This window comes from Streptomyces sp. NPDC048211 (genome assembly GCF_043202315.1).
GTDB lineage: Bacteria > Actinomycetota > Actinomycetes > Streptomycetales > Streptomycetaceae > Streptomyces.
On sequence record NZ_JBIDAD010000001.1, the window covers coordinates 368,970 to 390,707 of the forward strand.

Below are 21,738 nucleotides of genomic sequence, written 5' to 3' on the forward strand. Positions count from 1 at the left end.
GTGGCCGCTCCCGATGCGTGGTTCGTCACTCGGCCGCGGAGTGTCAGTGCGCACGCCTAGACTCGGGAGGCGATGAGCAGCCTCTTTGACGACAGTTTCCTGGCCGGCCTCCAGCACACGGAGGAAGGGCCCCCGCCGCCCCCCGAGGACTCCGCACCCGAAGCGGTGCCGGAGGGCCTCTTCGCGGGCGTTTTCGACGGGCCCCCGCCGCCCCGTGACGCGTACTACCGCGACGGGGCCCACCGCCCGGTCATCGACACCGCCGCGCTGCTCGACGGGCTGAACACCGAGCAGCGCGCAGCCGTCGTGCACGCCGGCTCCCCGCTGCTCATCGTTGCCGGTGCCGGTTCGGGCAAGACCCGCGTGCTGACCCACCGCATCGCCCACCTGCTGGCCGAGCGCGGGGTCCACCCGGGCCAGATCCTGGCGATCACCTTCACCAACAAGGCCGCCGGCGAGATGAAGGAGCGCGTCGAGCAGCTCGTCGGACCGCGGGCCAACGCCATGTGGGTCATGACCTTCCACAGCGCGTGCGTACGGATCCTGCGCCGCGAGTCGAAGCGGCTCGGCTTCACCTCCTCGTTCTCGATCTACGACGCGGCCGACTCCAAGCGCCTCATGGCCCTCGTCTGCCGCGATCTCGACCTCGACCCGAAGCGCTTCCCGCCGAAGTCGTTCACGGCGAAGGTGTCGAACCTGAAGAACGAGCTGATCGACGAGGAGACCTTCGCCGGACAGGCCGCCGACGGCTTCGAGAAGACGCTCGCCCAGGCTTACGCGCTCTACCAGTCCCGGCTGCGCGAAGCGAACGCCCTGGACTTCGACGACATCATCATGACGACGGTGCACCTGCTCCAGGCGTTCCCCGACGTCGCCGAGCACTACCGCCGCCGCTTCCGGCACGTCCTCGTCGACGAGTACCAGGACACCAACCACGCTCAGTACACGCTCGTACGGGAGCTGGTCGGCCCGGCCGGTCCCGAGGACGCCCCCGCCGAGCTGTGCGTCGTGGGTGACGCGGACCAGTCGATCTACGCCTTCCGCGGCGCGACCATCCGCAACATCCTCCAGTTCGAGGAGGACTATCCGGACGCGACCACGATCATGCTGGAGCAGAACTACCGCTCCACGCAGACGATCCTGTCCGCGGCCAACGCGGTCATCGAGCGCAACGAGAGCCGTCGTCCGAAGAACCTCTGGACCAACGCCGGCTCCGGTGCCCGGATCGCCGGATACGTCGCGGACACCGAGCACGACGAGGCGCAGTTCGTCGCCGACGAGATCGACCGGCTGACCGACGCGGGCGACGCCAAGGCCGGCGACGTGGCGATCTTCTACCGGACGAACGCGCAGTCCCGTGTCTTCGAGGAGATCTTCATCCGCGTCGGCCTGCCGTACAAGGTCGTCGGCGGGGTGCGCTTCTACGAGCGCAAGGAGGTCAGGGACGTCCTGGCCTACCTCCGGGTGCTCTCCAATCCCGAGGACACCGTCCCGCTGCGCCGCATCCTCAACGTGCCCAAGCGGGGCATCGGCGACCGGGCCGAGGCGATGATCGACGCCCTCTCGATGCGCGAGAAGATCTCGTTCCCGCAGGCGCTGCGCCGCGTCGACGAGGCGTACGGCATGGCGGCCCGCTCGTCGAACGCCGTGAAGCGGTTCAACACGCTGATGGAGGAGCTCCGCACGGTCGTGGAGTCCGGCGCGGGGCCGGCGGTCGTGGTGGAGGCCGTCATGGAGCGGACCGGCTATCTCGCCGAACTCCAGGCGTCCACCGATCCGCAGGACGAGACCCGCATCGAGAACCTCCAGGAGCTCGCCTCCGTCGCCCTCGAGTTCGAGCAGGAGCGGGCGGAGGACGAGGGCGCGGGCACGCTCGCCGAGTTCCTGGAGAAGGTCGCCCTCGTCGCCGACGCCGACCAGATCCCCGACGAGGACGAGGACGGCTCCGGTGTCGTCACGCTGATGACGCTGCACACCGCGAAGGGCCTCGAATTCCCGGTGGTCTTCCTGACCGGCATGGAGGACGGCGTCTTCCCGCACATGCGGGCGCTGGGCCAGGTCAAGGAGCTGGAGGAGGAGCGCCGGCTGGCCTACGTCGGCATCACGCGCGCCCGCGAGCGGCTCTATCTCACCCGGGCGGCGATGCGCAGCGCCTGGGGCCAGCCCTCGTACAACCCGCCGTCGCGGTTCCTGGAGGAGATCCCGGACCAGCACCTGGAGTGGAAGCGCAAGGGTCCGATGGCGGCGCCGGCAGGACCGACGTCGGGCATCACCTCATCGCTCTCCGCGTCCCGCGCGCGCTCCGGCCCCTCGGGCTTCGCGACCCGGCGGACCTCGGACAAGCCGACGATCACGCTGGTGGCCGGCGACCGGGTCACCCACGACCAGTTCGGTCTGGGCACGGTGACGGCGGTCGAGGGCATCGGGGACCAGGCCAAGGCCACGGTCGACTTCGGCGACGAGCGCCCGAAGAAGCTGCTGCTGCGGTACGCCCCGGTCGAGAAGCTCTAGCCGGACGGGGCGGCCGGGGCGGCCGCCCCGATGAGGCGGTCGCGCCGGCCGTTGCGTTGCCTTGCGTCGCATGGGGTTGCCTTGCGTCGCGTTGCGTTGCGGGTCAGTTCGTGTTGACGTTGTGGCTGCGGAGCCAGGGCAGCGGGTCGATGGCCGCGCCGCCGCCGGGTCGCACCTCGAAGTGCATGTGCGGGCCGGTCGAGTTGCCGGAGTCCCCGGAGTACGCGATGACGTCACCGGCCTTGACCGAACCCGAGCGGATCCGGGTGCTGCTCAGGTGGCAGTACCAGGTCTCGGTGCCGTCGGCCGCGGTGACGATGGCCATGTTCCCGTAGGCGGTGTTGAACTGCGTACGGACGGTGCCGTCGGTCGCCGCCATCACCGGCGTGCCGTAGTCGACGGGGAAGTCGATGCCCGTGTGCACGGACATCCAGTTGACGCCCGCCTGTCCGAAGTACGCGCTGAGCCGGTGATCCTTGACCGGCATGACGAACTTGGGGCGCAGGGCCTCCTTGCGGGCGGCTTCCTCCGCCCGCTTCTTCTTCTCGGCGGCCTGCCGCTCCTTCAGGTCGATGCGCTCCTGGGTGCGGCTGGCGCGGTCGGCGAAGTTCTCCGCGTCGGCGCTGAGATTGGCCAGCTGGGTGTCCAGCTCGTTGTTGGCCGCGACGGGCTTGACCGTGCCGGGGTCGGCGGCCGCCATCGTCGTGGTCTCGTCCTTCTTCTCCTCGCCACCGCCCATTCCGCCCACGGAGGCTGCGGCGATGCCCGCCACGCTCATCACGCAGGCGGACGGGACGGCGACGGTGAGGAGCGCGGAACGCTTCGCGGGGGAACGCCTGCGGCTACGGCCGCCGCCACCGCCGCGGGTGACGGGGCGGCCTGCGGGGCGGTGGCCGGCGTCCGGTGCGGACGCGTGGCCGCCGGTGTGATCGTCGGCCTCCGCGGTCTCGGCCCGGGTGCCGTCGGTGGCCTCCGCGCCTGAGTCCTTCGCGGTCGCGGGCCCTGTCTCCGCACCCGTCCCGGTTCCGGTCTCCGTCCCGGTGTCCGTCTCCGGGAGGCTGAACTCGGCGGTGCGGTAGGGCTCGTACGGATCGTAGGAGGCCTGCTGCTCGTACGAGGCCTCGTGGGTGACCTGCTGCTCGTACGGTGCTCCGTGGGCCTGCTGCTCGTACGTCGTTTCGTGGGAGGGCTGCTGCTCGTACGGTGTTCCGTGCGAGGGCTGCTGCTCGTACGCCTCGTATGTCTCGTTGGCCGCGTACGGGTGCTGCGCCGTCTGTTCGGATTCGTGCGATGCGGTCGCGGTGTGCGCGGATTGCTGTTCGTGCTCGGGCGTGGCGCCGGTGTTCCAGGCGGTGGCGTCGTACGCGCCGGTGTCGTATCCCGCTGTTCCGGCGTCGGCCCACTGGCCGTTCTGGTGCCAGGCGGTGGTGTCCCACTGGCCGGAGGAGTCCGGGGCGCCGAGCTGGGCCGGGATCGCGTAGCCGTAGCCGGTGTCTCCCGGGATCCAGGTCGCGCCTGTGTCGTACTGCGGGTCGGTTTCGTACGGGTGCTGCTGCTGGGGCTGCGCGGTGTGGCCCGCGTAATCCGCGGGGTGGCCGTACCCGACCGTGTGGTGTGCGCCCGTGTCCCAGGCGCCGGTGTCGTACGCGCTGCCGCTGTAGTCGGCCTGGCCGCTGCCGTACGGGGCGGCGTAGGCCGTCGCGGTGTCGTACGAGCCGTCGTGGTCGCCGGGGAGGGAGCCGAAGAGCGGGTCGCCGTCGAAGCCGCCCGTGGAGTGGCCGTCGTATCCGGCGTACCCGGCGTAGGGGTGCTGGTCGTTCACCAACTTCTCTCTCGCCTCGGCAGCAGGACCAGTTTGTCCGGGGTCCGGTGGGACTCCGGGGGAAGCAGTGGCCGCGACTGTACCCGGCGGTATGCGACGCGGACAATCTTCGACGGCACCCCGGCGCTCAGGAAACGGGCAATCGGCCGCCTTTCGACGGGCTGCTCACACACCCTTGGCTCTATGTTCGAAACTCGTTCTATTCGTGCGCGGGGTGGTGCGTCGACCGAACAGGCCAAGGCTTCCGGAATGTGTGGGATTCAGGCCACGGAGGCGGCCTCGGCCGACCCCTGGGCCGACGTGGGGGCGTCGAGCGCCCGGCGGATACCGGCGGCTACGACCGGGTGCACGGGCAGTGCCAGATGGCCGACCCCGCTGACGCGTACGTTCACCGCGTCGAGGTCCGGGTGGTCGACGCAGGCCGCCTCGACGGGGGTGATCACCTGGTCCAGTTCGCTCCAGAAGCTGACGAACCGGGTGCGGCAGCCGGGTGCGGGGAGCCGCAGCTCCTCGATCGGCGCCGAACCGCTGCGCATCTGGCGGACGATGGGGTGGGCGCCGGCCAGCGGGGCGGCGGAGGTGCCGCCGTGCGGCGTGCCGAGGGTGACGAGCGTGCGGACCCGACGGTCACCGCCCAGTCGCTGGACGTAATAGCGCGCTATCAGGCCGCCGAGGCTGTGCCCGACGATGTCCACCTCGTGGTGGCCGGTGCGGGCGCAGATCTCTTCGATGTGCCGGCCGAGCAGCTCGGCGGCGGTGCGGATGTCGCACGTCAGCGGGGAGTAGTTGAGCGACTCCAGGTGGTGCCAGCCGTGCCGGGCCAGTGAGCGGCGCAGCAGGACGAAGACGGAGCGGTTGTCGATGAAGCCGTGCAGCAGCACGACAGGAGGCCGGCCGGGGTGCCCGGTGGGCAGCGCGGAGGTCCCCGCGGGGGCGGGCGTGGGCGTGGGCGCGGACGCTGGAAGGGCCGTGGGGGCGGACGGCGGAAGGGCCGTGGGGGCGGACGGCGGAGGGGACGTGGGGGTGGACGGCGGAGGGGACGTGGGGGTGGACGGCGGCACGGTTCGTTCCGCCGGGCCGGCCGTCGTGCCTGTCGCTGGTGCTGATCCCGTCGCTGATCCCGGTGCCGGTGCCGGTGCTGGTGGCGTTCCTGTTGCGGGTTGTGCGGGGGTGCCGGCCGCGGGATGCCGTTCGCCGGTGATGCCGGTGGGATACAGGAGCGCGTGCCCCGCGAGCACCACCAGTTCAAGGGCGGTCGCCTTCAGCAGGGCGGCGGACAGCCGGGTGGGCGGGGTCGGGGCGGACGGCAGCCAGGTGGTGCCGTTGCACATCCGGCGCAGCAGTAGGGGAAGAAGGGGGAGGAAAGGCAGGGTCTTCATGGTCGACCTCCTGCTCCGGCACCCGGGGAGAAGCGGCTCGCTGCCCCGTATGCCCTCATGGGGCGCCACGCCGGAGGCCCGGGCCGGCTGGTCGCCGTCCGGGACCAGCCGCCCGCCGCGCCCTCCGGATCACCTTCGGTGACCGGCGGACGGGCAGGTGGTGAGTCGTACCACCGTGCCGTGCGGCTGACGGCACGGTGGTACGACGACCTCGTCGCGGCTCCCCCGGCGGCCGGTCCCGCACGGCAGGACTGCCGCGTGCTGCGGGAACGGTGCCCGGTGAACATGTCCCACGTGTGATTTCCCCCTCCCCGTCCACCGCGAAACTGCGGCTTGCGGGATGCTGGCGATAACGTTCGTTCACATTCCCCGGCCTCCGGCCACGGGAGACGCATGTGGAGGCAGTGATGGGTGTGACCGGTCCGATCCGTGTGGTGGTGGCCAAGCCGGGCCTCGACGGCCATGACCGCGGGGCGAAGGTGATCGCGCGGGCGCTGCGTGACGCGGGTATGGAGGTCATCTACACGGGGCTCCACCAGACGCCCGAGCAGATCGTGGACACCGCGATCCAGGAGGATGCCGACGCCATCGGTCTCTCGATCCTCTCCGGTGCGCACAACACGCTCTTCGCGAAGGTGATCGAGCTGCTGAAGGAGCGCGACGCGGCGGACATCAAGGTGTTCGGAGGCGGCATCATCCCGGAGGCGGACATCGCGCCGCTGAAGGAGCAGGGCGTCGCGGAGATCTTCACGCCGGGCGCGACGACGGTCGCGATCGTCGACTGGGTCAACGCGAACGTCCGCCAGCCGGCGGAGGCCTGAGCCCGAGGCCGGGGCGGTGCGGTCCGTGGGCCGGGGTGCCCGGGTTGCGGTCCGTGGGCCGGGGTGCCCGGGTTGCGGTGCGGGGAGTGCGGTCCCTGGAGTGAGGTGGCCGGGGAGCGATCTCCGGAGACGGTCAGGGGAGTGCGGTCCCTGGGCCGCGGTCCGGGTAGTGCGGTCCCAGGATGAAGTCTCAGGGTTGCGGTCCGGGTGGCTGTCCGGTGTTTGCGGCCAGTCGCCAGTCGCCAGTCGCCCGCCGTCCGCGGCCTGCCGCACCCGCCTGCGGCCCATCGCCCCCGTCCACTGCCTCAGAGGCGGCGGCCCCGTCCGAGCTCCAGGTCCATCGCCGCGCGCAGCCGCAACGTGGAGACCAGGCGCTGGAACGCCTCGGACCAGTAGCCGTTCGCGCCCGGTGAGGCGTCCGCAGGCTCGTCGGGTGTCGTGGTGAGGACCTCCAGCCTGTCCGCCTCGGCAGGGTCCAGGCAGCGCTCGGCGAGGCCCATCACCCCGCTGAAGCTCCAGGGGTAGCTGCCCGCGTCCCGGGCGATGTCGAGGGCGTCCACGACGGACCGCCCGAGCGGCTCCGCCCACGGTGTCGGGCAGACCCCCAGCAGCTGGAACGCCTCCGACAGGCCGTGTGCCGCGATGAACCCGGCCACCCAGTCGGCCCGCTCGGCGGCGGGCAGAACGGCCAGGAGCTTGGACCGCTCCGCGAGCGACGTCGTACCGGGACCGTTCGACGGAGGTATGGACGGTGCGCCGAGCAGCGCCCGCGCCCACTCGGGATCGCGCTGGCGTACGGCCGCCCGGCACCAGGCCGCGTGCAGCTCCTCGCCCCAGCCGTCGGCCACCGGCAGCGCCACGATCTCCCGGGCTTCGCGGCCGCCGAACCGTGTCGGCCACACGGACAGCGGGGACGACTCCACCAGCTGACCCAGCCACCAGGACCGTTCGCCCCGCCCGGACGGCGGGAGCGCCACGACTCCGTCGCGCTGCATCGCCGCATCGCACTCGTGCGGGGCCTCCACGGCCACGGACGGCCCGGTCCCGGTGAGACCGGGGCTCACGCAGGACAGCGCGCGGGCGGCCATCCGGTGGGCCAGCGCCGATCCGGGAAGGGCGGACAACAGCTCGGCGGCCGTGGCGCGCACATTGCGGCTGCGGTCGGCGAGGGCCTGTTCCAGGAACTCCTCGTCCGCACCGGACAGTCCGGTGCGCAGCGAATCGATGAACATCAGCCGGTCCTCGGCCCGTTCCGTGGACCAGGTGGTGGCGAGCAGGGCGAGGGCGGCGTCCGCGTCATGTGCCCGTACGGCGGACAGCAGAGCGACGCGTTCGGCGAAAAGGCCCTCCTCCCAGAGCCGGCCCACCGCCTCCGGGTCCGTCACCTTCGGCAGCAGCGCACTGCCGGACGCGCCGCGCAGCGCGAACTTCCACTCCGGGTTCAGCCCGGCCAGCCACAGTCCGCGCGGTCCGGCGAACGCCAGGGCCTGGGGGCGCAGATCGGTCCGTGCCCGGGCCGCGTCCAGCAGGGGCGGCAACGCGGCGTCCGGCGCCCGGTATCTGTGCAGATTGGCGGCGGCGAGCCACTGCGGGAGCAGCTCCATGAGATCGGGGGCCGTGCCGCGCCTGCCGCCCGAGCCGTGCGGCGCCGCCCGGTCCGTGAGCAGCTGCGTCAGCCGGTTCCGGGCGGCCTCCGGCAGCGCGGGCCGCGGGTCGGCGGGCGCGGGATCGGGCCGGGGCGCGGCGGGGGCGGGCAGCAGGCCCGCCCGGCGCCGCACGGTGTGCAGGGCGGCCGCGTCCAGCAGCGCCGCCGCCGCGCCGTCCGGCCCGGTGCCGGACGCCGTCCCGGACGGGCGGCGGTCCGTGCCGAGGAGCGCCGAGGTGACGAGTTCCTCCCACGGCGGGGCCACGAGCCCGCCGGCAGGCGCGGTGGCCGACGCACCGGTCCGGGGCGCGGACGTGGATGTGGGTGCGGTCGTCTCTGTGGCGGTGGTCATGGGTGTGGGTGTGGGTGCGGATGTGGATCTGGATGCGTTCGCGGTCGGGGTTGCGGTCGTGGTGGTGCGGGGCATCGCTCCTCCTCCTCGGGTCAGATGAGCGGCACGATCGCGCCGGCGGTGGTCATGGCGCCGGCGTCAGCACCGGCGACGGCGGCGGCGGCGGCGTCGGCGTCGGCGTCAGGCCGGGCGCGCGACGACGGGTCCGGCGCCGCGGCGTCGCCGCCCTCACCCGTCACCGGCCAGGCGGCGAGCGGGTCGAAGCCGCGGTGACCGCACTCCCCGAAGACGGTGAGCGGACGGCCGCCGGAGAGCGCGACGAGCTTCCACAGCGCGGGCCGGGACAGCGCGGTGGCGGCGACGGGCAGGGCCGCATCACCCTCGGCGTCCGCCAGCTGCCAGCCGTCCGCGGACGGCACGGGTATGACGTCGCGCAGCGTCACCGGCCAGGAATCCAGCCATGGATCGTCGCTCAGCGCCTTGCCGTACGCGGCGATCGCCCCGGTGACCGGGACGCCCGGAGGCGGTGATCCGGCCGGCACGGGCAGGCCGAACTGCGGTCCCAGCTCGGCCCGTAGCTGCCCGCCTCCTCCATAGGCCGTGACCTCGGCGTCGAGAGTGACGCCCACCGGGAGCGCCTGTCCGGGGGAGCGCCCGGCGGCCCCGAAGGACAGCAGCAGCGCGATACGGCCCGATGCCCTGCCGTACAGCCAGATGCGCCGGGTGACGATCTTGCCCTCCGGCGTGTCGTACTGCGCGAGAACCAGCCAGTGGTCACGGACCGGCGGCCCCTCCGCAGCGGCCGGCAGGCCCACACGGGTGCGGACCGTCGCCGCGAGCGGCTGCGGAAGCCGGTCGATGCCCAGCCATGCCGTGTCCAGCAGATGAAGCAGGGAACACTCCTCCAACAGCCGCACCGGCCACCCGGGGCCGGAGGCCGCGATCGCCCCCAACTCCCGCACCCGGCCCGCCAGGCCGGGTGCCTGCGCGTCGACCATGCGGGCTGCCGTCTCCTCCCACAGCCCGTACCCCGACTGCTCGGCCGCGGCCAGCCCGCCGCGCAGCAGGTCGGTCAGGCGCTGCTCCAACTCCTGCGCGCCGCCGTCGATCCGCTCCGCCCGCCGCTCGGCACGGCGCCGCGCGGCCTCGGGATCGGCCGGACCACCGCCCGAGTCCTTCCCCTTCTCCTTCGCCTCGGCGCGGGAGCGACGGCCTGTCAGCCACTCCTCGGCCCAGTCGGGCGGTTCGCCGGCGGGCAGCGCCGATCCGTCGGCCGCGCGGAGCAGCAGCAGACCCAGCGCGTGCTTGCACGGGAACTTGCGGCTGGGGCAACTGCACTTGTACGCGGGCCCGGTGGTGTCGACCGCCGTGCGGTACGGCTTGCTCCCGCTTCCCCGGCACAGCCCCCAGACCGCGCCCGAAGCACTCCCTCCGGTGTCCGACCACCAACCGGCCGCACCCAGTTTGTTTCCCGCCTTGCGTGAAGCGTCGTCAGGAGCCAGGGCCAGGACCTGCTCCACCGTCCAGCGCGCCGCCGGAGCAGCGGCGCCCAAGGGTTCTCCCCCGTCAGTCAGCAGCATGGGAACGACGTTAGGCCGCACCACTGACAACGGGCCCTGACCTGCGGGAAGGTCGATTGTCAGTGCCATGGTGCACCGTGGGAACCACATCAGGTCGACCGATCTGGAGGGGGATCCATGACCGTGTCCGCAAGCACCGCAAACAACGTGACCACCGCAAGCGCCGAACGTACCGAAGCCATCGGCGCCGAAGTCCTGCGCCCGCATGCCGAGGACGCCTTCGCCGACGAGCTGAAGGCACTCGCCGCAGCCGACGACCGCCCCCGGCCCGAGCGTTGGCGCCTGTCTCCGTGGGCCGTCGCCACGTATCTGCTCGGCGGCACCCTGCCCGACGGCACGGTGATCACGCCCAAGTACGTGGGCCCGCGCCGCCTCGTGGAGGTCGCCGTCACCACACTCGCCACCGACCGTGCCTTGCTGCTCCTCGGCGTTCCGGGCACCGCCAAGACCTGGGTGTCCGAGCACCTCGCGGCCGCCGTCAGCGGCGACTCGACCCTCCTCGTCCAGGGCACCGCGGGCACACCCGAGGAAGCCGTCCGTTACGGATGGAACTACGCCCAGCTGCTCGCACACGGCCCCAGCCGTGACGCGCTGGTGCCCAGCCCGCTGATGCGGGCCATGTCCGAGGGCATGACGGCCAGGATCGAGGAGCTCACCCGCATCCCCGCCGACGTGCAGGACTCGCTGATCACGATCCTTTCGGAGAAGACCCTGCCACTGCCCGAACTGGGCCAGGAGGTCCAGGCCGTCCGCGGTTTCAACGTCATCGCCACGGCCAACGACCGCGACCGCGGGGTCAACGAGCTGTCCAGCGCGTTGCGGCGGCGCTTCAACACCGTGGTGCTGCCGCTGCCGGCCACCCCCGAGGCGGAGGTCGACATCGTCTCGCGGCGCGTCGACCAGGTCGGACGCTCGCTCGACCTGCCGCCCGCACCCGACGGCCTCGCGGAGATCCGGCGGGTGGTCACGGTCTTCCGCGAACTGCGCGACGGAGTCACCACCGACGGCCGGACCAAGCTGAAGTCTCCCTCGGGGACGCTGTCCACCGCCGAGGCCATCTCCGTCGTCACCAACGGTCTCGCCCTCGCCGCACACTTCGGCGACGGCGTGCTGCGCCCCGGGGACGTGGCCGCAGGCATCCTCGGCGCGGTCGTCCGGGATCCGGCGGCCGACCGCGTGGTCTGGCAGGAGTACCTGGAGACCGTGGTGCGCGAGCGGGACGGCTGGAAGGACTTCTACCGCGCCTGCCGTGAGGTCTCGGTATGACGGGCGCGCGCCCGTCGGGGCCGCTGCTGCTCGGGGTGCGGCACCACGGCCCGGGGTCCGCCCGTGCCGTCCGTGCCGCTCTCGACGCGGCGCGTCCGCAGGCGGTGCTCATCGAGGGGCCGCCCGAGGGGGACGCGTTGCTGCCGCTCGTCGCCGACGAGCAGATGCGGCCGCCCGTCGCGCTCCTCGCCCACGCGGTGGACGACCCGGGGCGGGCCGCCTTCTGGCCGTTCGCCGCGTTCTCACCCGAATGGGTCGCGATCCGCTGGGCGCTGGCGCAGGGCGTCCCGGTCCGCTTCATCGACCTGCCCGCGGCGCACTCCCTGGCCATGGCGGAGGAGGGGGAGCGGGACGGCCGGCAGGCTGAGGGCGCGGAGCGGGACGACGAGCTCCGGGCCGTTCCCGTCGACCCGATCCGGGTGCTGGCCGAGACCGCGGGGTACGACGACCCCGAGCGCTGGTGGGAGGACGTGGTCGAACACCGCGTGCCCGCAGGTCCCCGCGTTCCCGGAGCCCCCGGCGGTTCCGGCGTGCCCGGCGCGGCCGCCGCAGATCCGTTGGCCGCCTTCGCCGCGCTCGGCGAGGCGATGACGGCCCTCCGCGAGGTGTACGGGGACGGCGGACACCCGAGGGACGCGGTCCGGGAGGCGTACATGCGCATCCAGATCCGCGCCGCCCGCAAGGAGTTCGGCGGTGCCTTCGCCGTGGTCTGCGGGGCCTGGCATGTCCCCGCGCTCGAAGCGAGGACGACGCAGACGGCCGACCGGGCGCTCCTCAAGGGCCTCCCCAAGGTCAAGGCCGAACTGACCTGGGTGCCCTGGACCCATCAGCGGCTCGCACGGCGCAGCGGTTACGGGGCCGGGATCGACTCGCCCGGCTGGTACGAGCACCTCTTCGCCTCCCCGGACCGCCCGGTCGAACGCTGGATGACCAAGGTCGCCGGACTCCTGCGCGACGAGGACCGGTTCGTGTCCTCGGCCCATGTCATCGAGGCGGTCCGGCTCGCCGACACCCTGGCCGCCATGCGGGGCCGGCCGCTCGCCGGACTGGGCGAGACCACCGACGCCGTCCGCGCCGTGATGTGCGAGGGCTCCGACGTGCCGCTGGCCCTCGTCCGGGACCGGCTGATCGTCGGCGTGACACTCGGCGAAGTACCGGACACCGCCCCCGCCGTGCCGCTGCAGCGCGACCTCAACCGGCAGCAGCGCACCCTGCGCCTCAAACCGGAAGCCACCGAAAGGGAGTTGGAGCTCGACCTCCGCAAGGACACCGACGGCGCACGCAGCAGGCTCCTGCACCGGCTGCGCCTCCTCGGTATCGGCTGGGGCGAACCCGCCGCGGGCCGGGGGAGCACCGGCACCTTCCGGGAGAGCTGGCGGCTGCACTGGGAGCCCGAGCTGTACGTACGGGTCGCGGAGGCGGGGGTCTGGGGCACCACCGTGCTCTCCGCCGCCACCGCGCGCGCCGAGTCGGACGCCCTCGCGGCCACCGCGCTCTCCGAGGTGACCGCCCTTGCCGAGCGGTGCCTGCTCGCCGGACTGCCCGAGGCGCTGCCCGTCGTGATGCGGGTCCTCGCCGACCGCGCGGCCCTCGACTCCGACGTCGGCCACCTCGCCGACGCCCTGCCGGCCCTGGCCCGCACCCTGCGCTACGGCGATGTCCGGGCGACGGACACCGCCGCGCTCGGGGAGGTGGCGGCGGGGCTCGCGGAGCGGATCTGCATCGGGTTGCCACCCGCCTGCACCGGACTCGACGCGGACGGGGCCGCCGCACTCCGCCGCCAGGTGGACGGCGTGCACACGGCGATCGGCCTGCTCGCCGGGACCGTACCGGCGAACGCCGACGGGCTGCGTGAGCGCTGGAGAGCCGTGCTGCACCGACTGGCCGTCAGGGACGCCGTCGCCGGTGTGATCCGTGGGCGGGCCGCCCGGCTGCTGCTCGACGACGGACACCTCGCCCAGGACGAGGCCGCCCGGCTGATGGGTCTCGCCCTGTCGCCCGGCACGCCGCCCGCCGATGCCGCCGCATGGATCGAGGGCTTCGTCGGTGGTGCGGCCGGCGGCGGCATGCTCCTGGTCCACGACGAGCGACTGCTCGCCCTGGTCGACTCCTGGCTCACCGGCGTGCCCGCGGACACCTTCACCGACGTCCTGCCCCTATTGCGCCGCACCTTCGCGGCGTACGAGTCGGGCGTGCGGCGCACGCTGGGCGAACTCGTCCGGCGCGGCCCGGCCGCCGGCACGGACGCGGGCACCGGAGCGGTGCCGGGGCACGAGTCCACGGCGCCCGGATTCGGCCCCGTCCTCGACGGGGCGCGCGCGGACGCGGTGGTGCCGGTGCTGCGCCTGCTGCTGGGCCTGGACGCCGGGCCGACGACCGAGACGGCTGCCGGGATACCGGACAGCCACGGGGAACGGCCGGGGACACCGGGCAACGACGAGGAACGGCTGGGGGCAACGGGATGACCACGGGAAGCGGCGGGGACGCGCGGGACCTGGCAGCGGCGGCGACAGTGACGGCGGCGACAGTGAGGGCGGCGGCAGTGACGGCCATGCCACACGTTCCCTCGGACGAGGGGGAACGGCTGCGGCGGTGGCGCCTGGTGCTGGGTGCGGACAGTGCGGAGAGCACCGGATGCACCCTCGCCGGCCGCGACGCCGCGATGGACGGTGCGCTGACCGCGCTGTACGAGAAAGGGGGCCGGCCCGGTGGCAGGGGCGGCAGCGGCCGATCCGCCGGGCTCGGGGCCTCCGCCCCGTCCGTGGCGCGCTGGCTGGGCGACATCCGTACGTACTTCCCCACCTCCGTCGTCCAGGTCATGCAGCGTGACGCCATCGACCGCCTCGGCCTGTCCGCGCTCCTGCTGGAACCGGAGATGCTGGAGGCCGTCGAGGCGGACGTCCATCTCGTCGGCACCCTGCTCTCACTCAACAAGGCCATGCCCGAGACGACGAAGGAGACGGCGAGAGCCGTCGTGCGCAAGGTCGTCGAGAAGCTGGAGAAGCAGCTCTCCACCCGCACCCGCGCCACGCTCACGGGCGCCCTGGACCGGTCCGCGAAGGTCACACGGCCCCGGCACCACGACATCGACTGGGACCGGACCATCCGGGCGAACCTCAAGAACTACCTGACCCTCCCCGGTGAGAACGGCGCCGGCACGATCGTCCCCGAGCGGCTCATCGGCTACGGGCGGGCCGCGCAGTCCGTGAAGAAGGACGTCATCCTCTGCATTGACCAGTCGGGCTCGATGGCGGCCTCGGTCGTGTACGCCTCGGTCTTCGGTGCCGTCCTCGCCTCCATGCGCTCCCTGCAGACCAGGCTCGTCGTCTTCGACACGGCGGTCGTCGACCTCACCGACCAGCTCGACGACCCCGTCGACGTGCTCTTCGGCACCCAGTTGGGCGGTGGCACCGACATCAACAGGGCGCTGGCCTACTGCCAGTCCAGAATCACGCGCCCCGCCGACACGGTCGTCGTGCTCATCAGCGATCTCTACGAGGGCGGTATCCGCAACGAGATGCTGAAGCGGGTAGCCGCGATGAAGGCGTCCGGGGTGCAGTTCGTGACCCTGCTCGCTCTCTCCGACGAGGGTGCGCCCGCCTACGACCGTGACCACGCGGCGGCGCTCTCCGCGCTGGGTGCTCCCGCGTTCGCCTGTACGCCGGACCTCTTCCCGGACGTCATGGCGGCCGCGATCGAGAAGAGGCCCCTGCCCATACCGGACAAGGAGACCCATCAGTAACAGGGGACTTGCGTGACCCGGGGCGGCTCGTGCAAGCATCGTCCCGACGTCCGCGGAGGATCGCATTCCGCGGTCCACCCCATCCCGAGAGGGCTCGCTCCCGCATGACCACCGCAGTCGCCGGTCCCGTGACCGCCCCGCGCCCCCGGCGCGGAGCGGCGGGACGGCGCGCGCTGCAGGTAGTGCTGTTCCTCGGCGGTCTGCTGGCACTGGGCCTCCTCTTCGGCGCGCGAGCCCAGGCGGACCAGCAACCGGACGGGCAACCGGACCGACAGCCCGGGGGACATGCGGTCCAGCAACTCCTCCAACGGCCGTTCCAGGAACACCCGGAGCAGCAGGAACACGCTGAACTCCCGGAACAGCAGGAGCAGTCGGAACAGCAGGGTCAGCGGGAACAGCAGCCCGTCCGGACAGCGACGGATACGGCGGCGGATGGGGCGACGCTTGGGGTGGCACGCAAAGCCGCCGCCTCGCCCGCCTCGCCCGCCTCGTCCGCACCCGCGCCGCCCGCACCCAGGGACGCCGCCCGCGTCGCGCTGACCCCGGGCACGGAGCCCGCACGCACCACCGTCCGGCAGGTGACCCGGCGCGCCGCAGAGGTCGCGGAGGCCGGAGGAACCGGCGGCGAGACCGGCGAGACCGGCAAGCTCCGTGAGGTCGTGGACAAGACCGTCGGCGCGGCCGTCACCGGTCTCCGTGACATCACGGTGGCCCTCCCGGCCCCGGGCGCGTGGCCGCTTCCGGTGCCTTCGTCGCCGGCCGCTCCGGAGGCGCCGCAGTCCGGTCCCGCACGGGTGTCCGACGTCCCCGGCAGCGGTGCACCGGACCTTCCGGCCGCACCCCGGCCCGTCACCACGCCCGCAGCACCCGGCCATCCGGGCCCGGCAGCGTTCTCCGTACCGCGTGAGGCGGCGGAGGCCGCGTACGGGGAGGCCGCCGCGGACCACCGTCCGGCTCCCCGGAAGCCGTTCGGGCCCGACGGTGGGCAGGGCCACTCCGCGTCCGCCGAGGCCCACCCGCCCCGTGGCGGTGACCAGCACGCCGTTCCGCTTGCGGACGGCACCTCCTTCGGGCTCGTCCGTGGCGCCGGTCTTCCGGCGACCGCCGCGCCGGTCCGTGACAGATCCGGCGACATCCTCGAATTCCCCGGCTAGGGCAGGCCTTTCCCCGCCTCGACCTGCCGCGCGGGGGCGGAACAGGTCTGCCCGCAGTCCGGACGTACTCCGGACCGCCGACCACATTCGAAGGATCTGACCCACTCATGCACAAGAACATCCGCCGTTCCATAGCCGTCGCCGCCACGGCCACCGGTATGTGGGCGCTCGGCACCGCAGCCGCAAGCGCGGACGAACTGCCCGTCTCCCTCCCGCTGTCCACCCCGGACCACGCGGCCGACGCTCCCGACGTTCCCGACGTGAGCGAGGTGGCCGACGGCATCGTCGGTGTCGACGGTGCGGACGCCGTCACCAAGGCGGCAGGTCTCCAGAGCACCGCCCGGGCCAAGGCCGCCGACCTGACGTCCGATGCCCGGGCCAAGGCCGCCGATGTCGCGCCCGATGCCCGCGCGAAGGCGGCTGACGTCACGTCCGCCGCCCGGAGCGTCGCGGCCGGCCATGCATCCGACGCCATCGACACCCCCACGCCCACCCCCACCCTCGAAGCACCCGTCGACTACCTCTTCGGCCCGATCGAGCAGCTCCCCGGCTACGGGCAGAACATCGGCCGGGGGATTGCCCAGAACGCCGGGCAGCACGTCGACCGGATCGCCGGGCAGCACGTCGGCCAGGGCTACGCGCAGAGCGACTACATGCAGAGCGCCTACATGCAGAGCGACTACGTGCAGAACGCGACGCCCTACGTGCTCGGCACCGCCAGGACCACCGCCGAAGGCGCCCTCACCCAGGCCGCTCCGGTCGTCGGGCAGACCTCCGACGCCGTGCTGCCTCCCCTCGTCGCCGATGCCGTCTCCTCGGTGCTCCCGGTCGTCGGACAGGCCCTCGGCGACGTGTCCACCCTCGTCCAGGGCGTCACCGGTGAGGTCACGCCCTTCGCCGACGGAGTCGTGACGCAGGCCGCCGTGCCCTTCGTGCAGGGGGTGACGACCGAGGTCCAGCCCCTGGCGTACGGAGTGACCGGCTCGGTGCAGCCGTTCGCCGAGGGTGTCGGCTCCGAGGTCCGGCCGCTGGCCCAAGGCCTCACCGGCGACGCCGTCACCCCGTTCGCCCAGGGGGTCACCGGCCGGGTGATGCCGCTCGCCCAGGGCGTCGGCGCCCAGGCCCGGCCCTTCGCGGGTGGCCTCGTGTCCACGGTCGGTGACGACGCCCGTCCGGCCGTGGCGCACGCCGCGGACGGCTCCGAGGGGCTGACGGCCGTCACTCCCGGGTTCGTCGGCGACACCGTGTCGTCGGCGACGGGGACCGTCTCGTCGCTGTCCCCGGCGCACTCCGTCACCGCTCCGGCGTACCCGCTCCAGGGGATCTGAGAGCGCCGGGCGGTCCCTCCGCACGATCCGGATCGTGCCGGTCCGGACCAGGGGGGCCGCCCGGCCCGCCGGGCGGCGCCGCGCCGCCGTCCCACGCCGTTTTGTCCACTGCGACCCGGCCACCAGCGTGATCTGTGACCGTAATCACCGCCCAGGTGTGATCTGTGATTTAGGGTCCTGCGGGGCTCGGGGATAACCTGCGAGACGGACATGCCGCGTATTCGGTCACCGTGTGCGCCTTCCTTGTGACAGAGCAGTCACGTTGCCCCTCGCGGCACGCCCACGCAGAAAACCAACCGCGAGACCATTTGATAAGGGACGGACGCGCGTGGACCTGTTCGAGTACCAGGCGAGGGACCTCTTCGCCAAGCACGGTGTACCGGTGCTGGCCGGTGAAGTGATCGAGACGCCTGAGGCAGCCCGCGAGGCGACCGAGCGGCTGGGCGGCAAGTCTGTCGTCAAGGCACAGGTGAAGGTCGGTGGCCGCGGCAAGGCCGGTGGCGTGAAGCTGGCCGCCAACGCCGACGAGGCGGTCGCCCGGGCGACCGACATCCTCGGCATGGACATCAAGGGCCACACGGTCCACAAGGTGATGATCGCCGAGCTGTCCCCGGAGATCGAGGCGGAGTACTACGTCTCGTACCTCCTCGACCGCACCAACCGCACCTTCCTGGCCATGGCCTCGGTGCAGGGTGGCATGGACATCGAGGAGGTCGCGGAGAAGACCCCCGAGGCCCTCGCGAAGGTCCCGGTCAACGCCGTGGACGGCGTCGACATCGTCAAGGCCCGCGAGATCGTGGCCCAGGCGAAGTTCCCGGCCGACGTGGCCGAGGGTGTCGCCGAGGCCCTGGTGACCCTGTGGGACACCTTCGTCGCCGAGGACGCCCTCCTCGTCGAGGTCAACCCGCTGGTGAAGACCAAGGACGGCCGCATCCTGGCGCTGGACGGAAAGGTGTCTCTCGACGAGAACGCCGACTTCCGTCAGCCGGGTCACGAGGAGCTCGAGGACAAGGCCGCAGCCAACCCGCTCGAGGCTGCCGCCAAGGCCAAGAACCTCAACTACGTCAAGCTCGACGGCGAGGTCGGCATCATCGGTAACGGTGCCGGTCTGGTCATGTCGACCCTGGACGTCGTCGCGTACGCCGGTGAGAACCACGGCAACGTGAAGCCCGCCAACTTCCTCGACATCGGTGGCGGCGCCTCCGCAGAGGTCATGGCGAACGGCCTGGAGATCATCCTCGGCGACCCGGACGTCAAGTCCGTGTTCGTCAACGTCTTCGGTGGCATCACCGCCTGTGACGAGGTCGCCAACGGCATCGTCCAGGCGCTGGAGCTGCTCAAGACCAAGGGCGAAGCGGTCACCAAGCCGCTCGTCGTGCGCCTTGACGGCAACAACGCGGAGCTGGGTCGCAAGATCCTCTCCGACGCCAACCACCCGCTGGTTCAGCGCGTGGACACCATGGACGGCGCGGCCGACAAGGCCGCCGAGCTCGCCGCGGCTGCGAAGTAAGGAAGAGGGACTCAGACCACCATGGCTATCTTCCTCACCAAGGACAGCAAGGTCATCGTCCAGGGGATGACCGGCGCGACGGGCATGAAGCACACCAAGCTCATGCTCGCCGACGGCACCAACATCGTCGGCGGCGTGAACCCGCGCAAGGCCGGCACGACCGTCGACTTCGACGGCACCGAGGTACCGGTCTTCGGCTCCGTCGCCGAGGCGATGGAGAAGACCGGCGCGAACGTGTCCGTCCTCTTCGTGCCGCCGGCCTTCTCGAAGGCCGCCGTCGTCGAGGCGATCGACGCCGAGATCCCGCTCGCCGTCGTGATCACCGAGGGCATCGCCGTCCACGACTCGGCCGCCTTCTGGGCGTACGCCGGCGCGAAGGGCAACAAGACCCGGATCATCGGCCCGAACTGCCCGGGTCTCATCACCCCCGGCCAGTCCAACGCCGGCATCATCCCGGGCGACATCACCAAGCCCGGCCGCATCGGTCTCGTGTCGAAGTCCGGCACGCTGACCTACCAGATGATGTACGAGCTCCGTGACATCGGCTTCTCGTCCGCCGTCGGCATCGGTGGCGACCCGGTCATCGGTACGACGCACATCGACGCCCTCGCGGCGTTCGAGGCCGACCCCGACACCGACCTGATCGTCATGATCGGCGAGATCGGCGGCGACGCCGAGGAGCGTGCGGCGGACTTCATCGCGAAGAACGTCACCAAGCCGGTCGTCGGTTACGTCGCGGGCTTCACCGCCCCCGAGGGCAAGACCATGGGCCACGCCGGCGCCATCGTCTCCGGCTCCTCCGGCACCGCCGCGGCGAAGAAGGAGGCCCTCGAGGCCGCCGGCGTCAAGGTCGGCAAGACGCCGACCGAGACCGCCAAGCTGGCTCGCGAGATCCTCGGCGCCTGACGCCTCACCGCGTCGGAGCACCACAGCGGGAACGCGTCACCACGCGAAGAAGCGGGCCCGTACCCCCGGCCAGGGGTACGGGCCCGCTTCTTCGTGCACCGGGTCCGCCGCGGGTGTGCCGGATCAGCCGGCCCGCGGGACCAGCCGGCCCGGACCGCGCCCCAGCTCATCGCCCAGCTTCTGCCGAAGCTTCTTGTCCTGCGGCGTCAGCTTCTGCGGACCGCCGAGGGGAGGGACCCCCTCGACCCTCTGCGGGGGCGACTCGGGCGTCTCGTACCGGGTCGGGGCCGTCGCCAGGGTGATCAGCGTCAGTCCGATCAGCAGCACCGTGAACGCGATGGCCGCCCGGGTCCACAGCTGGGCCTTGCGCTCGCTGCCCGTACGGATCAGGTCCGGCACGGGAAGCGAGGACGCGGGCTGGGCGAGGGCGAGTGCGCCGAGGTGTTCGCGCAGCAGCGCGGACTGCTCCTCCGGTGTCGGGGGTCCGGCGAGTTCGGGCAGCTGCTCGGCGACCGCTGCTCTGGCGTTCACCAGCCGTCCGGCCGCCGCCGGAGTGCTCGCCTCGGTCTCCGCCGCGGTCTCCGGCAGGCCCAGGCCGACCCCGTCGTGCAGCAGCAGGGTGCGGCGGTACGAGGGCGGCAGAGCCAGCAGCGCGTCGAGCAGGGCGCGCGGGCCGGGTGCCTCGGGCGGCGGGTCGGGGCGGCGGTGCTCGCGGCGCAGCCGGTGCCACGGCGACATCGCGTACTCGTAGGCGGCCGCCCGCACCCAGCCCACCGGGTCGCGGTCGACGGCGACCTCCGGCCAGCGCTGCCAGGCCTGCTCGAAGGCCTTGCCGACGGCCTCCCGGGAGAGGGCACGGCGGCCGGTCAGCAGATAGGTCTGGCGATAGAGCGCGGCGGCGGTGTGCCGGTACAGCGCGTCGAACGCCTCGGCGGGCGAGGGCCCGGTCCCTTCTGCCCCGTCGGCTCCGTTGGTCCCGTCGGTCCCTTCAGCCCCGTCGGTTCCCACGGTTGCCTCGGCCGAGGCAACCGCATCAAGCACCTCAGTCGCCGCGACTGGCTCGGCCGCCCGAGCGGCTTCGGTCGACTCGACGACCTCGACCACTTCGAGCGCCTTGGGTGCCTTGGGCGCCTCGGGTGCGGTGGTGCCGGGTTCGGTCGGATCCATGGCGTCGCTCCCGGTGGCTTCGACGGGGGTCGGCGGACGGGTCTTCGGGGACTGCGTCGCGGGAAGCCCGCCGGTCTTCGGGGACTGTGTCGCGGGAACCCCGCCGGTCTTCGGGACCGAAGGCCCGGCAGCCGTAGGCGTCCCGCTCCCGGCCGCCTGCGCGTTCTCGGCCGACCGGGCCCGTCGTGCGGCGGCGGCCCTCGGCCTGTTGTTCGGAGTCGCCGGCTTGACGGTGGAGGGGCGTGAAGTGGACCGCGTGCCGCCGGTTCCGATCAGCCGCGCGTACGCCTCGCGCTTGCGCCCGCGCGGGCTGGTACGGCCCGTCTCCCAGGCCCGGACCGTGGCCCGGGTGACGCCCACCGCGGCCGCGACCTGCTCCTCACTCAGTGACTTCGCCTCTCGCAGTCTGCGTCGCTCCTTGGGCGAGGGAAGCGGATGCGCGGCGGGCGTGCCGGTCGTGCTCTGTGTCATGAGGGCCCCTCGCCCGGCCTGCACTGGGTGAAAAAGTACATAAACGTATATTGAGCGACACAACGGCCGTTCGCCCGTTACACG

Annotated in this window: 14 protein-coding genes; 9 read left to right on the forward strand and 5 right to left on the reverse strand. The window is 72.5% G+C overall.

Going from position 1 to position 21,738, the window contains the following annotated elements; genetic code table 11:
• Positions 1–72: 72 nt before the first annotated feature.
• On the forward strand, positions 73–2,511 hold the full coding sequence (gene pcrA / locus ACGFZA_RS01755) for a DNA helicase PcrA (protein ID WP_385284899.1): 2,439 nt from the start codon (positions 73–75) through the stop codon (positions 2,509–2,511).
• Between the two features lie 103 nt (positions 2,512–2,614).
• Here the strand turns inward: pcrA and ACGFZA_RS01760 are convergent, their stop codons facing one another.
• Together ACGFZA_RS01760 and ACGFZA_RS01765 are read right to left on the reverse strand one after the other, a co-directional pair.
• Positions 2,615–4,333 (reverse strand): peptidoglycan DD-metalloendopeptidase family protein, encoded by a 1,719-nt coding sequence (locus tag ACGFZA_RS01760; RefSeq protein ID WP_393676450.1) that lies wholly within the window; start codon positions 4,331–4,333, stop codon positions 2,615–2,617.
• A gap of 260 nt (positions 4,334–4,593) precedes the next feature.
• Positions 4,594–5,664: an alpha/beta fold hydrolase gene (locus tag ACGFZA_RS01765; RefSeq protein WP_393677599.1), complete on the reverse strand. Its 1,071-nt coding sequence runs from the start codon at positions 5,662–5,664 to the stop codon at positions 4,594–4,596.
• 455 nt (positions 5,665–6,119) lie between these two features.
• On the opposite strand from ACGFZA_RS01765, the gene ACGFZA_RS01770 reads away from it, so the two are divergent.
• Complete coding sequence (locus tag ACGFZA_RS01770; protein WP_328898391.1) at positions 6,120–6,533, forward strand: cobalamin B12-binding domain-containing protein; 414 nt, start codon at positions 6,120–6,122, stop codon at positions 6,531–6,533.
• 305 nt (positions 6,534–6,838) lie between these two features.
• Here the strand turns inward: ACGFZA_RS01770 and ACGFZA_RS01775 are convergent, their stop codons facing one another.
• Both ACGFZA_RS01775 and ACGFZA_RS01780 read right to left on the reverse strand, forming a co-directional pair.
• Complete coding sequence (locus tag ACGFZA_RS01775) at positions 6,839–8,530, reverse strand: DUF5691 domain-containing protein (protein ID WP_393676452.1); 1,692 nt, start codon at positions 8,528–8,530, stop codon at positions 6,839–6,841.
• Positions 8,531–8,622: 92 nt separating this feature from the next.
• Entirely contained in the window at positions 8,623–10,110 is a 1,488-nt protein-coding gene (locus tag ACGFZA_RS01780; RefSeq protein WP_393676454.1) for an SWIM zinc finger family protein, read from the reverse strand.
• Positions 10,111–10,227: 117 nt separating this feature from the next.
• On the opposite strand from ACGFZA_RS01780, the gene ACGFZA_RS01785 reads away from it, so the two are divergent.
• The 7 genes from ACGFZA_RS01785 to sucD all read left to right on the forward strand — a co-directional run bounded on the left by ACGFZA_RS01785 (position 10,228) and on the right by sucD (position 20,016).
• A complete protein-coding gene (locus ACGFZA_RS01785; protein ID WP_385284908.1) occupies positions 10,228–11,376 on the forward strand; it encodes an AAA family ATPase in 1,149 nt (382 codons plus the stop codon).
• Positions 11,373–13,841 carry a DUF5682 family protein gene (locus ACGFZA_RS01790; protein WP_393676457.1) on the forward strand — a complete coding sequence of 823 codons (2,469 nt, stop codon included), beginning with the start codon at positions 11,373–11,375 and terminating at the stop codon, positions 13,839–13,841. Before ACGFZA_RS01785 ends, ACGFZA_RS01790 begins: the two co-directional genes overlap by 4 nt.
• An 86-nt stretch (positions 13,842–13,927) precedes the next feature.
• Complete coding sequence (locus ACGFZA_RS01795; protein ID WP_385284911.1) at positions 13,928–15,118, forward strand: vWA domain-containing protein; 1,191 nt, start codon at positions 13,928–13,930, stop codon at positions 15,116–15,118.
• Positions 15,119–15,222: 104 nt separating this feature from the next.
• On the forward strand, positions 15,223–16,272 hold the full coding sequence (locus tag ACGFZA_RS01800; RefSeq protein WP_393676459.1) for a hypothetical protein: 1,050 nt from the start codon (positions 15,223–15,225) through the stop codon (positions 16,270–16,272).
• Between the two features lie 107 nt (positions 16,273–16,379).
• The gene (locus tag ACGFZA_RS01805; protein ID WP_393676461.1) at positions 16,380–17,600 is read left to right on the forward strand and encodes a hypothetical protein; all 1,221 of its coding nucleotides are present in this window, start codon (positions 16,380–16,382) and stop codon (positions 17,598–17,600) included.
• A gap of 328 nt (positions 17,601–17,928) precedes the next feature.
• A complete protein-coding gene (sucC, locus tag ACGFZA_RS01810; protein ID WP_385284916.1) occupies positions 17,929–19,110 on the forward strand; it encodes an ADP-forming succinate--CoA ligase subunit beta in 1,182 nt (393 codons plus the stop codon).
• A gap of 21 nt (positions 19,111–19,131) precedes the next feature.
• Positions 19,132–20,016 (forward strand): succinate--CoA ligase subunit alpha, encoded by an 885-nt coding sequence (sucD, locus tag ACGFZA_RS01815; RefSeq protein ID WP_136327624.1) that lies wholly within the window; start codon positions 19,132–19,134, stop codon positions 20,014–20,016.
• A 123-nt stretch (positions 20,017–20,139) separates the two neighbouring features.
• On the opposite strand, the gene ACGFZA_RS01820 is transcribed toward sucD, so the two are convergent.
• Complete coding sequence (locus ACGFZA_RS01820; protein WP_393676464.1) at positions 20,140–21,654, reverse strand: helix-turn-helix domain-containing protein; 1,515 nt, start codon at positions 21,652–21,654, stop codon at positions 20,140–20,142.
• Positions 21,655–21,738 lie beyond the last annotated feature (84 nt).